Source organism: Trichocoleus sp. FACHB-6, assembly GCF_014695815.1.
GTDB classification, from domain to species: domain Bacteria; phylum Cyanobacteriota; class Cyanobacteriia; order Cyanobacteriales; family FACHB-T130; genus Funiculus; species Funiculus sociatus.
The window spans coordinates 36,286-48,836 of the sequence record NZ_JACJOY010000106.1; the positions used below are offsets into that span (position 1 = coordinate 36,286).

Sequence of the window (12,551 nt, forward strand, 5' to 3'; positions counted from 1 at the left end):
CTAAATTCCTCTAGTCTCTATCAGCATTACCTGCTCTGGAGACGCACGAAAGTTAAGAAAACTAACATTATGAGTTTGTTACCCCGATCAAAAAGTTGAATTTGGTATAGTACACGACACCAAGAACCTTTAATTTTAATGCTAGATAACAGGGGGAGGAATGTGACAGAACACCTAGAGCCATATCGACGCATGGTTCGTTCCATGCGGTTTGTACCCGCACTTGGGCGAAAATACGAATCGCACCAGTCACAGATGCCATCGCCGCCGCCGCTCAACTTTTCGTCGTCGGTGCCATCTACGGTGCCACCTTTACGGGAAGCAGCCCCCGATCCATCTGAACACGTTGCTGCCTTGGTGCGGGAGGCTGTCTCGAAACCAACGGTGCTTCCAGTCACCTATGCGATCGCAGAAAATATAGGCGATCGCATTAGCCGCATGACTACTTCTAAAAAGAAGCGATCGCCGGAAATTATAGCATTCAAAATTCCCCAACCTGACCCCAACTGGAAGCCTGCTACTACAGTGTCTGATTGGCAAAAGCCAGAAGACCTCAGCCATCAGGCTTTCTCTGCACCTGTTGAAGTTGAGGAAACAGCAAACGTTGAAGTTTCCCCGGTTGAAGCCGAAACACCTGCGGCTGTGGGTGTTGAGGAAACACCAAAAGTTGAAGTTTCCCCAGTCGAAGCTGAAACACCTGCGGCTGTGGGTGTTGAGGAAAATGCGATCGCACTTTCCCCGGTTGAAGCCGAAACACCAGATTCTGTTGGTGTTGAGGAAACACCAAAAGTTGAAGTTTCCCCGGTCGAAGCCGAAACACCTGCGGCTGATCCAGTATCAGACCAATCAACAGAGGAGACTACTGCTGCGGATGCTGTTGTTGAGGAAATGCCTGAAACGTCCTCAGATGAACCCGAAGCAACCCAACAGCCTACTCTTTTAGACAAAGCGGCATCGGCAATTGAGGCAGTTTTATCTGTTTTCCAGAAGCCAGAAACCGACCAGAACCAGTCTGATGCTACTGTAGAATCCTCGCCGACCAAGGTGGAAGCCGAAATACCTGCCTCTGTATCTCCAGCGTCAGAGGAACCGACTCAGGAGGCTACTGCTGCGGATGCTGTTGTTCAGGAGGTGCCTAAAACGCCCTCAGATGAACCCGAAGCAACCCAACAGCCTACTCTTTTAGACAAGGCGGCATCGGCAATTGAGGCAGTTACCTCTATTTTCCACCCAGCCGCCGACCAGAACCAGTCTGCTGTCGCACCCTCACCCGCAGCCGACCAGAAAGCCGCGGAAAGTGAGATGTCTCAGATTACCTGTCCTAAATGCGGAGCCACTGAGATCAGGAAAAATGGGCATTACAAGGAAAAGCAAAGGTACGTTTGCAAAGAGTGTGGTAAGCAGTTTATGCCTTCTGATTCTGTTGAGCCACAGCAGCCGCAGGCATCTTCTGTGAAATCTGATCAGCCATCTTCAGGAAAAGTTTCTCAGGCTAAAAAAGGGAAGAAACAGGCAAAAGGCTTCGGCCGCCCGAAAAGTTAATGCTAATTTGGTGTGAGTAGGCAGAGCCTCTATCTAAGGGTTCCCAGGCTCAGCCTGGGAACGAGGAATTTTTCTTTTTAGAGTATCTTCTTTAAAGTGGTTTGAGCATCCACAGAGACTGGGTTTGGTACCCAAGCTGGCGGTAAAGATTTACAGCAGGTTGGTTGGTTTGAAAGACTTGTAAACCCATTTGGCGATCGCCCCTTGCTCTTGCCCAGTTTTCGGCACTATCTACCAAAGCTTTCCCTATACCACGACGACGGTGTTCTGGCAAGACGTAGAGCAAAAAAATGTGAGCATGGCGATCGCCTGTAACCTGATCTACGGCATTTCCCAGCCACAGACAAGCTACAGGGGAAGGACGATCCTCTTTAGGTTCAACCCACCACAGAGGCGTTTTGCTAGAGAAGTAACTTTCAACAGTCTCAGCTAGATGAGAAAAATCTTGCTGTTCTGGGAAAAGTTCGTGGTAAGTCAGCTGCATAAACTTCAGCAGCTTTGCGCGATCTAGCCCTGACCCTTCACGCAACCCGTAACCTGGAGGCAGCATTTAAGTTTAGGAGTCGCTTGGCAGCAAAAAGCTGATTGCTGGTGGCAACTGGGCTTTCTCCGGCTGAGGATTTACTTCCTCAATCGGTGCCGGTGCTGCCATATCTGATGGTAAAAATATCCTGGCGCTGACTGCTACCAGTGCAATCAAAAAGATAAATATTGCTAGGAATGGGGCAATGTATTCGCGAATGATAGCCATATTTGTAGCTGTAGGAGCGGGAATTTTCCGAAAACTAAGTTGAAGAATTGTTAAGCTTTCTCATTCTATCCTACAACTAATAAGGTTCATCGTCTTGCTCGTCGAGTCCCGGTATTGACATATCTGGAATGGAACGAGGATTCCAGGGGGCAAACACTGGCAAAAGGACTAATCCAGGCAAGGCAGCGGCGATACTAATCAGGAAAAACAAAGGCCAACCAGTGACTTCTGCTAACCTACCTGCTGGGGCAACCAAAATATCACGGCTGACTGCCATCAAACTTGAGAGTAAAGCATACTGAGTTGCTGAGAAGCGCTGATTACAAAGACTCATCAAAAATGCAACAAAAGCGGCATTTCCCAGTCCAGCACAAAAGTTTTCAATGTTGATGGTAAGTACCAATAACTGATAGTTTTTACCAACTTGTGCGAGTATCAAATAAGCTAAATTGCTCACCGCTTGCAAACCGCCAAATACCCAAAGGGAGCGATTAATACCAATTTTGCTGAGAATTGCACCCCCGGCAAGAATGCCAACAATACTTGCCAGCAGTCCCAAACCTCCCTGGATTGCGCCCACTTCTGCTGGAGAGAAATTTAAGCCTGTCTTCTCCAACAAAAAGGGCGTGGACATATTATTAACCAGAGCATCACCCAATTTATAGAGGATGATAAAAAGCAAAATTAAAAGTCCATGCAGCTGACCATTACGTTGAAAGAATTCAATAAACGGCAAACTCACCGCTTCTGATAAAGAATCTGGTCTTGCTTCGCGCTCTATTGGTTCCGGTGCCAAAATCGCACTCACTAGCCCAACTGCCATCAAAAGTGCCATCAACAAGTAAACCGCTGGCCAAGGAATTTTATCCGCCAGAATCAGCGCCAAACCACCAGTGATGAGCAACGCAACGCGATACCCTAAAACGAAAATTGCCGCACCAGCGCCCATTTCTGGTTTTTCCAGAACATCAGTGCGATAGGCATCAGCGGCGATGTCTTGGGTTGCACTGAAGAAGGCAATGAGCAAAGCATTAATGGCTAACAGTTCCAGGGCTTGTGATGGCTTTTGCAGAGCCATTGCTGCGATCGCTACCAACAACGCCCCTTGAGTCAGTACCAGCCAGCCACGACGCCGCCCCAAAAAAGGTGGTATAAAGCGGTCAAGTAAGGGCGACCAAATAAACTTGAGCGAGTAGGGCAAACCGACCAAGCTAAACAACCCAATCGCGCCCAAATTCACGTTTTCAACGGTCATCCAGGCTTGCAACGTCTTACTCGTTAAAAACAAAGGCAAGCCTGATGAAAAGCCCAAAAAAAATAGCGCTGCCATCTTGCGGCTTTGAAAAACTTTTAAAAAAGATTGGGTTTCTTTCACGACTGAAAAAGGCTCCTCACAATCTGATTAGTTATTAGTCATTAGTCTCTAGTCATTAGTCAGAAAAAAGCTGTCAAGTTTAAAGCTTGAAACGTTGTCAGCTTATAACAACTTTCCAACTTTCCAACTCCAACGGACTAATGACTAAGAACTTAAAACTAATGAGTTATGACTCTTTTGTATTGTGTCATCATCCCATAGAGAGAAGCCTTTTCCGGAAAAGTAGCGCCTTGGTTAATGCGATCGCCTTCGAGATGTCGATTTCGTAGTAGCTTCACAGCCGCGCCAGACACCCACTAACACACCCTGCACCTGAACGCTAGTTGCCTTCACCTTAATCGGGTCGTATTTGGGATTAGCTGGTTTAAGCGTAATCTGCTCTCCCTGGCGGTGATAGCGTTTTAACGTTGTGCCGACTCCTTCCACGCGCGCCGCGACAATGGTGCCATTTTTTACCCGATCTGGCTCTGGTACGGGTCGCATAATGACCATATCACCTTCGGCAATTTGGTCTTCTATCATGCTGTCTCCCACCACGCGGAGAGCAAAATAATCTGGCTGACGGAATAAGTCAGATATATCCAGATGCTCTACAGTGTCGGTGAAGGGTTCTACAAGACCGCCAGCAGCGATCGCTCCCAAAACTGGCACTCCATTCCCACCAGAGCGAACAATCCTAATTGTGCGCGCTTTTCCCTCCGCCCAATCGATATAACCTTTCGCACGCAAATGTTCCAGGCGACTCTGAACTGGCGCTGGCGACTTTAGTTTCATCGCCAGCATCATCTGCCGAATTGAAGGCGCGTGTTGATGTTGACCAATGTAATCCACCAGCCAATCATAAAGTTGTTGCTGAGCATAAGTGAGAGATTCCATAAAACAAACTAACGGAATTAGTAATGTACGTCCTATAGAACATTCGTACTACTAAAACTTGCGTCTGTCTAGTAGTTAATGGCGTTTGCACAATTAGCAATTAGGAATGATTCCATTAGCCGCAATCAATCTGCTCCCAAGAGACTGACTAACAAAGCTTTTTGAGCGTGCATTCGATTTTCCGCCTGCTCCCAAACCCGCGACTTTTCACCTTCCATCACCTCATCAGTAATTTCTTCTCCCCGATGAGCTGGTAAACAGTGCAGCACAATTGCACTAGGATCGGCAATACTCAACAGTTCATCGTTTACCTGGTAAGGTTGAAAAACTGGAATTCGAGCATTAGCTTCATCCTCTTGTCCCATACTTGCCCAGACATCGGTATAAAGCACGTGAGCGCCTTTAGCTGCTGCTTCGGGGTCGTTAGTAATTGTAACCTCAGCGCGATCGCCTGCAATTTTCTTCGCCTGCTCTACAACTGTCGCATCCGGTTGATACTGCTGTGGTGTCGCAATTCTTACATTCATCCCCACCAGCGCGCCACCCAAAAGCAGCGAGTTAGCCATATTATTGCCATCTCCCAGATAAGTCAAAGTCAGCCCAGCTAGACTCCCAAAACACTCCTGAACCGTCAACAAATCAGCCAAAACCTGACAGGGATGCTCTAAATCCGACAAAGCATTAATAATCGGAATCTTGGCATAATTAGCAAAGGCTTGCAGATCCTCCTGCTTAAACGTCCGAATCGCCAGGATATCCAAATATCGATCCAACACCCGCGCCGTATCCGCCAACGGTTCTCCCCGGCTCACCTGAGTAACGTTAGGATTAAGGTCTATCACCTGACCGCCTAGTTGGTACATCGCCACCGAAAAGCTGACGCGAGTGCGTGTAGAAGCCTTGTAAAACAACAACCCCAGCACCTTATTGCATCGCAGATTCACTGTATGGGACTTCAGCCCAGCTGCCAGATGTAAAAGTTCCTTAATTTCCTCAGCACTGAGGTCTGCCAGGCTCAGTAAATCTCGTCCTTTCAATGCTTCCATGTTTATACCCGATGATTAAAGTGAAATACGTAGCAGGAGCCTCTGCTCTCGCAGAACCGGCTTCGGTGAGTACCAACGTATCGCGCCGTCTTGACTCAGCTTGGTGTTATTTATACCGTTTTAAAACCCTACCAGATTTTTATCGAATCAGTTCTGTGAGTCTCTGGTTATGAGTCTCTGGCTGGGAATGCTGAGAATTGGTTAGTGTAAGCGGTGCTGTTTCTAGTTGTTGAGGAAGCGATCGCCTCCCTAACGGGCGTTTTCCGTCTCTTACTCGTAACGAGAAAAACAATCCAAAATTGATAGCGAAGACGCATATGCCCAAAAATTCCGACCTCTGCAAAATCCCAAATCGATTGACTGAGGAATATAAAATACAAGAAAGACAAAATTAACCATAATAAAGGCGTTGCTACAGTCGCGATTAGCTTGAGTTTCTACCATCAACAAAAAACTGCCCTAATCCTCAGCTTATTTACCTTGGTTAAAAAAATGGTTGCAATAATTAACAAGCTGAAATATTGTCGATTAGGTCTGTTACGCATAAAATTTTTAATATATCACTTTAATAATTTCAGTTTATTTACTAAGCGGTTGTGCATTTAAGAGGACTAAATCTAGGATAGGGAGAGAGGTTTATTGTCCTCAGTCAGTAGCAACGGACAACAAGCCCCGGACGAAGGAGAAAAACACTTGGTTAATATGACAATTAAAATACGTGACAGCTTATACCAGGCTAGTTTAAAAAACTAATTATATTTTTCAAATAATTCTAAATTTTATGGGATAGCGTTATGAGATTTCCCTTTGCTTTGAAGATAGGAATGGCTATCTCGATTCTTTCGGTAGGAGTTACTAGCACTAGCGTCTATTTTTATTATGCTAAAACCAAACAGATTGTTTTAAATCAAATGGCAGAACGGCTTAGAGATGTAGGTCGTTCTGCTGCCTTTTTAGTTGATGATGAAGACAAAAAAAAGATTCAGCGGCTAAGTTTGGCTATCGAGCGAGATTCTTTTCCCATAGAAGAGATAATTACCCAGCTAAAACCAGGAGAGACTGCCGAATCATTGCCACCGGAGATTGCTCAAAAATATATGCAGTCTCAGGACTTCCAAGACCTGATGCAAGTCTTGAAAAACATTCAAAAAAGTAGCAGTCAAAAAGTATATCCTCTGACCTTTTTTAAGGAATTAACAGAAGATACATCTGATATACCGTTAATAAAATCAACTTCTCTTATAGTTAAAGTAGGTGAATCCCAAAATGGTAATGTGGTAAAGTTTATTGCCGATACCGATCGCGAAGAAAGCCAAGACAAAAAAGGGAAAATTATTGGTCAGTTATACGCAACTAAGCAAGAAGAACTGCAAAAAGCTTTTGATGGGAAACCACAAGCAGGAAAAAAATTTTACACAGATAGATGGGGACAATTCCTGACAGCAGCTATTCCCATTAAAGATGACGATGGGAAAGTCATCGCAGTTATGGGATTAGAGTACGACGGGAGAATCGAAGCCAATCAGGTACAAAGATTGCGCTATATCTATATTACTATTATTAGTATTAGTTTCCTTCTTTCACTGTTAATAGCATTTTTACTGGCGCGTTGGCTGGGACACCCAATTGATAAATTACGCGAAGGCGCGGAAAAAGTACGCGATCGCAACTTTGACATATTTATTGATGTTCAAAGCAAAGACGAGTTGGGACTGCTAGCTGATGCCTTTAATTCGATGGTAGCTGAAATCCACGATTACGCCCAAAATCTGGAATTAAAAAATAAAACATTGTTACAAATAAATCAACTTAAAGATGAGTTTCTAATCAATACTTCTCACGAACTGCAAACACCTTTAGATGGAATAATCGGCATTGCCGAGTCTATGCTAGATGGAGCCGCCGGGCAGCTATCAGAAATCCAAAAGCAAAATTTATACATGATTGTACAAAGCAGTCAGCGGCTGGCAAACATGGTAAATGATATTGTTGATTTGGAAAAGCTAAAGCACAAAACGCTGGAACTGAAAATCAAACCTGTGGGAATGCGAGAAGTCACCGATATTGTTTTAGCACTCTCCAAACCCCTCACAGCAAACAAATCTTTGCAGTTAATTAATCAAATCGATCCAGCCGTCCCACTGGTAGAAGCTGACGAAAATCGAGTGCAGCAAATTTTGTATAACCTAGTCTGCAATGCGATTAAATTTACAGAATCCGGTGTTATAGAAGTTTCAGCTAGCATTAGGGCTGGGGATAGGGGATTGGTGATTGGTTCGATTCTTCCCCAGTCCCCAGTCCCCAGTCCCCAGCCGCTAATTCTAGCTATTACAGTTTCTGATACTGGTATCGGTATCCCAGAAAATAAACTGGAGAAAATTTTTGATGCTTTTGAATTTGCGGAAGAATCTACAAATAAACGTTATTTGGGGACGGGCATCCGCCTTGCCGTTACAAAACAACTGGTAGAGTTGCATAGTGGCACAATTCGCGTAGATTCCACTGTAGGGAAAGGTTCGCGGTTTACCTTTACTCTGCCACTGTCTCAAGTTCAATCTACACAGAACCTAGACCCTAAGCCAAAGGAACAGCTTAGCATAGGAAACAAGAATGAATCCCTGAACGGAGCTTCGCCTCCGTTCAAAGCAAATTACCAGCAAGAGGCAAACAGTGTCTACAAACTGCGTACCACCGCCAAGGGAATACCCATAGGATTGCTGGCGTTGAGGCAAGTAGCTAGTGAGTGGGAAAATCCTTCAAATTTGCCTTTTCCCTATTGCCCCTTGCCTGCCAAAAGTGAAACTTCTGTTGCTTCTTCTCCTAAAAAGAAAGTCTCTTCCGGCAATTTTACCATCCTGATTGTGGAGGACGATCCGGTTAATCTTCAGATACTGACTAACTATTTATCTTTAGAAAATTATACTGTTTTTCAAGCTAGCGATGGTATAGAAGCACTAGAAGCAATTGAAAATGGTTTGAAGCCTGACCTGATATTGCTCGATGTAATGATGCCAAAAATGTCTGGTTTTGAAGTTTGCAAAAAACTTCGCAAAACTTTTCCTGCTAATGAATTGCCGATTTTTATTGTTACATCTGCTAATACGGTTTCAAATGTAATTGAAATATTTGAGTCTGGCGCTAATGATTATTTGGTTAAACCTGTGGCAAAAAATGAGTTGTTAGCTAGAATTAAAACTCATATTGAACTTTCTAAAATTAATATTGCTTACAGGCGATTTGTCCCCCATGAATTTATCAGTTTATTGGGAGAAGACAGTATTGTTAATGTTCAACTTGGCGACCAAGTACAGAAAGAAATGACAATTCTCTTTTCTGATATTCGCGCCTTTACCACTCTTTCTGAGGGAATGTCGCCCAAAGAAAATTTTAATTTTATCAATTCTTACTTAAGTCGAGTTAGCCCGGTTATTCGCCAGAATAACGGCTTTATTGATAAATATATTGGAGATGCAGTGATGGCGCTTTTTCCGCAAAGTGCTGAAGACGCTTTGCAAGCAGCTATTGAAATGCAAAAACAGGTGAGTCTATATAATGTAGAACTTATAAAAAACGGTTCTCCGCCCATAGCCATCGGCATTGGCATCCATAGCGGTACTTTGATGCTGGGTACGATTGGGGATGAACAGCGTATGGAAGGAACGGTGATTTCCGATGCGGTGAATCTGGCTTCTCGCCTAGAAGATTTGACCAAAGTTTACGGAGCTTCTATTATTATTAGTGAAAAGACTTTGCTTGGTTTGGAAGATCCCACCAAATATAATTATAGGTTTTTAGATAGGGTTAATATTAAAGGGCGCAAAGATTTATCGCCAGTTTTTGAGGTTTTTGATAGTAATTCTGCGGAAATAAGAGAGGTAAAAAGCGGAACTAGAAGCCATTTTGAATTTGGCATTCATCTTTATTACAGTAAAAAGTTTGCTGAAGCTGAGCAAGTTTTTAGTAATGTTTTACAGCAAAATAACCAAGATAAAGCGGCTAGATTATATGTTAAACGTTGTCAAAGATTGCAAAAGCGGGGGACAGATGAAGGATGGCACGGGGTTGAGCCTTTTGATGAGGAATTTTAGGGACGGCTATCCACTTAAGCCGGGACAGTCCTTGGTAGGACTGTCGCCTTGCAGGGGAGGGCAGTTTCAGCCTCGATTTGAGGCGAGGCGGAGTCTCCCGGTTGGCATTCCCAAGCAGAGCCTGGGAACGAGAAAGTTTATTTTATCTTTAGCGTTAGCAATACCTGCAATAATTGCGGCGATGCCTAGCCGCGTGTTGGGAGCTGAGCAAATATTTATTTCCTTAGGCCCTTTGCAGTTGACTCTGCCAGTTTCTGCTTTGGAAGTGTATGCCAGGGAAGGCAAAATTAATGATGATTTAGCTTTTTATGCTAGGTATATAAAGCCCGAACAGCTGGAGCAGTTACGAAATATTTTGCTGACTCGCGCTGATGTAAGTCCAGTAGCTGTGGCACAATTTCTCTACACGCCGCAGGGAGAAGTGATACTGCGACGGGTGGGCGAAGTTATCCAAACGAAAGCTTTTCAACCGGGTTTTTATGCGATTCGAGCGGCTTTGATTCAAGCTGCGGCCGATCCGGAAGGCTTGACGCTGCTGAATGTGCTGCGAAATTTTCCGACTTACGGGGTTCGGATCAATTCCGAGCGTGGCTTTGAGATTCTTGGCGATTTGACAAATGCGATTCGGGAAACGCAGGTAGCGATCGCATCTGTGGAACAGCAAGCGATCGCTGAAGCATCAACTACGCCATCAGATGAGAGGATATCTGCGCCGTTACCAATGGCGACATCCTTAAATTCCAGCCAAGGACAGGATTTGCAACAACAAGGCCCTTTGAAATGGGAAAAGCAAACACTGCTTCTTAATGACTTTAGCCGCTCTCGCGCTTACGCGGTTGATGTTTACCTACCCCAACTGAGTGGACGTTCAGCACCCGTAATTGTGATTTCCCACGGATTGGGAAATGACCGCGCTTCGTTTGCTTATTTAGCTGAACACTTGGCATCCTATGGCTTTGCGGTTGCTGTACCGGAGCATCCAGGTAGTAATGCTGAACGAGTGCGAGAGTTATTTAGCGGGCTGGCTAATGAGGCGGGCCCTCCTTCTGAGGCGGTTGACCGACCTCTGGATGTAAAGTATTTGCTGGATCAACTGGGAGCAACGTATCAAGGGCGAATCAATTTGCAACAGGTGGGCGTTATCGGTCAGTCTTTTGGAGGTTACACGGCTTTGGCGCTGGCTGGGGCAGAAATTAATTTTGAGCAACTGCAAAAAGATTGTCCGGTATTGAATGAGACTTTGAATCTGTCGCTGTTGCTTCAGTGTCGGGCAATCAAGCTGCCGCCAGTTGATTATAATTTGCAGGACGGGCGAGTGAAAGCTGCGATCGCTATTAACCCTGTTACTAGCACCATCTTTGGAAAATCTGAGCTTGCTGATATCAAAGTTCCGGTGATGTTCGTTGCCAGCAGCAATGATACTGTCACTCCACCCTTAGCAGAACAGATTCTTCCCTTTACTTGGCTGACTACACCAGACAAGTATCTGGTTCTGCTCAAAGAAGGAACCCACTTTTCTACTATGGCAGAATCAGTTGCCAGTGGTGGTGTGATCCCGATTCCGGTATCAGTTATTGGGCCAGATCCGAAAATAGCTTTTGACTATATGAAACTATTGAGCCTTGCCTTTTTTAAAACATACGTTGCTGGAGAGCCAGATTATCAGCGTTACCTGAATGCTCAATATGCTCAATCTATTAGTCAAGAAGTGTTGCCTTTGAGTCTGCTTCAATCGCTGACGGCAGAACAGTTGAATATGAGAACTAACAGGCGACAGAGAACAGAAAATAGGGTTTCTCCAACTCCACAGGCAACACCTTAGAATTTATAAATTGTCTAGCGAATGGAGCCACGCGGCTATACAGACAAAACCCGCTTGTGCGGGTTATAAAGTCCGCCTACGCAGACTTCGTTTGTGTAATTGCAATTTCTAATCGCCGCGTACTTTACTTTTATAGGATTATTTTGTGCAAGGTTTTTTAAATTTAAACAAACCAACTGAATTTACCTCTCACGATTGCGTTGCTAAGGTGCGAAAACTTTTGCGCCTCAAGCGGGTGGGACATGGGGGAACTTTAGATCCTGCTGCTACGGGTGTTTTACCAATTGCGCTGGGAAAGGCGACGCGACTGTTGCAATATTTGCGGACAGATAAGGCTTATTGGGGAACGATTCGGCTGGGTGTGAGGACGACGACTGATGATTTGGAAGGGGAAATTATTAGCGCTGAACCTGTACAGGAATTAACCGTAGAACAGGTGAAAGCAGCCCTTGGGCAATTTGTGGGAAAGATTCAACAAATACCACCCAGTTATAGTGCGATTCAAATTGATGGAAAACGACTTTACGATTTGGCAAGGACGGGGGAAATAATAGATGTTCCAGCGCGACAAGTTGAAGTTTACAAGATAGAAATTTTGGAATGGCGAGAAGGCGATTTTCCCGAATTGGATGTAGCGATCGCGTGTGGTGCTGGAACTTATATTAGAGCGATCGCTCGCGATTTAGGAACATCTCTCAACATCGGCGGTACCCTTGCCGCTTTGACTCGCACTTCCAGTAGCGGCTTCAATCTAACAGATAGCCTAACTTTTGAGGAATTAGAAGCACAGCTAAAATTAGAAGCCTTTAACCCGATTCCAGCAGTAGCAGCGCTGTCCCATCTTTCCACCCTCACCTTAACAGCAAAAGACGCTAAAGCATGGTGCCAAGGGCAACGGGTTTTTCCTCCAGATGCGCCGATTGGTGATGGCGAACCACTGCGGGTTCATGATGAAGATGGACGCTTTTTAGGCATTGGTTGTTTAGGGGCAACAGATGCTGGCTACCTGCTAGTTTCCCAGATGGTTTTTGAGCCAATATCGTAGGGAATC

Annotated in this window: 9 protein-coding genes; 4 read left to right on the plus strand and 5 right to left on the minus strand. The window is 44.9% G+C overall.

The genetic code is table 11. From position 1 onward, the window contains the following. Window positions 1–162: 162 nt before the first annotated feature. A complete protein-coding gene (locus H6F66_RS21450) occupies window positions 163–1,542 on the plus strand; it encodes a hypothetical protein (RefSeq protein WP_190425155.1) in 1,380 nt (459 codons plus the stop codon). A gap of 91 nt (window positions 1,543–1,633) precedes the next feature. Here H6F66_RS21450 and H6F66_RS21455 read toward each other — a convergent pair whose 3' ends face one another. The 5 genes from H6F66_RS21455 to argF all read right to left on the minus strand — a co-directional run bounded on the left by H6F66_RS21455 (window position 1,634) and on the right by argF (window position 5,590). Continuing rightward, window positions 1,634–2,092: a GNAT family N-acetyltransferase gene (locus H6F66_RS21455; RefSeq protein ID WP_190425157.1), complete on the minus strand. Its 459-nt coding sequence runs from the start codon at window positions 2,090–2,092 to the stop codon at window positions 1,634–1,636. Between the two features lie 6 nt (window positions 2,093–2,098). Next, window positions 2,099–2,293: a hypothetical protein gene (locus H6F66_RS21460; protein WP_190425160.1), complete on the minus strand. Its 195-nt coding sequence runs from the start codon at window positions 2,291–2,293 to the stop codon at window positions 2,099–2,101. Window positions 2,294–2,369: 76 nt separating this feature from the next. Then, window positions 2,370–3,668, minus strand: a complete 1,299-nt coding sequence (locus H6F66_RS21465; protein ID WP_190425163.1) for an MFS transporter — start codon at window positions 3,666–3,668, stop codon at window positions 2,370–2,372. 234 nt (window positions 3,669–3,902) lie between these two features. Next, window positions 3,903–4,544: a transcriptional repressor LexA gene (lexA, locus tag H6F66_RS21470; RefSeq protein WP_190425166.1), complete on the minus strand. Its 642-nt coding sequence runs from the start codon at window positions 4,542–4,544 to the stop codon at window positions 3,903–3,905. A 125-nt stretch (window positions 4,545–4,669) separates the two neighbouring features. Beyond that, window positions 4,670–5,590: an ornithine carbamoyltransferase gene (gene argF, locus H6F66_RS21475; RefSeq protein WP_190425169.1), complete on the minus strand. Its 921-nt coding sequence runs from the start codon at window positions 5,588–5,590 to the stop codon at window positions 4,670–4,672. A gap of 794 nt (window positions 5,591–6,384) precedes the next feature. Between argF and H6F66_RS21480 the strand changes: the two genes are divergently transcribed. The 3 genes from H6F66_RS21480 (at window position 6,385) to truB (ending at window position 12,545) form a co-directional block, all read left to right on the plus strand. Then, window positions 6,385–9,678, plus strand: a complete 3,294-nt coding sequence (locus tag H6F66_RS21480) for a response regulator (RefSeq protein ID WP_190425171.1) — start codon at window positions 6,385–6,387, stop codon at window positions 9,676–9,678. Next, window positions 9,596–11,500, plus strand: a complete 1,905-nt coding sequence (locus tag H6F66_RS21485) for an alpha/beta hydrolase (protein WP_242019271.1) — start codon at window positions 9,596–9,598, stop codon at window positions 11,498–11,500. Before H6F66_RS21480 ends, H6F66_RS21485 begins: the two co-directional genes overlap by 83 nt. Before the next feature lie 145 nt (window positions 11,501–11,645). After that, window positions 11,646–12,545 carry a tRNA pseudouridine(55) synthase TruB gene (gene truB, locus H6F66_RS21490; protein WP_190425175.1) on the plus strand — a complete coding sequence of 300 codons (900 nt, stop codon included), beginning with the start codon at window positions 11,646–11,648 and terminating at the stop codon, window positions 12,543–12,545. Window positions 12,546–12,551: the final 6 nt, after the last annotated feature.

Excerpts from the sequence above, each read along its gene's own strand:
- H6F66_RS21455 (WP_190425157.1), bottom strand. The coding sequence starts at position 2,092 with ATGCTGCCTCCAGGTTACGGGTTGCGTGAAGGGTCAGGGCTAGATCGC.
- H6F66_RS21460 (WP_190425160.1), bottom strand. The coding sequence starts at position 2,293 with ATGGCTATCATTCGCGAATACATTGCCCCATTCCTAGCAATATTTATC.
- H6F66_RS21480 (WP_190425171.1), top strand. The coding sequence starts at position 6,385 with ATGAGATTTCCCTTTGCTTTGAAGATAGGAATGGCTATCTCGATTCTT.
- lexA (WP_190425166.1), bottom strand. The coding sequence starts at position 4,544 with ATGGAATCTCTCACTTATGCTCAGCAACAACTTTATGATTGGCTGGTG.
- argF (WP_190425169.1), bottom strand. The coding sequence starts at position 5,590 with ATGGAAGCATTGAAAGGACGAGATTTACTGAGCCTGGCAGACCTCAGT.
- H6F66_RS21485 (WP_242019271.1), top strand. The coding sequence starts at position 9,596 with ATGTTAAACGTTGTCAAAGATTGCAAAAGCGGGGGACAGATGAAGGAT.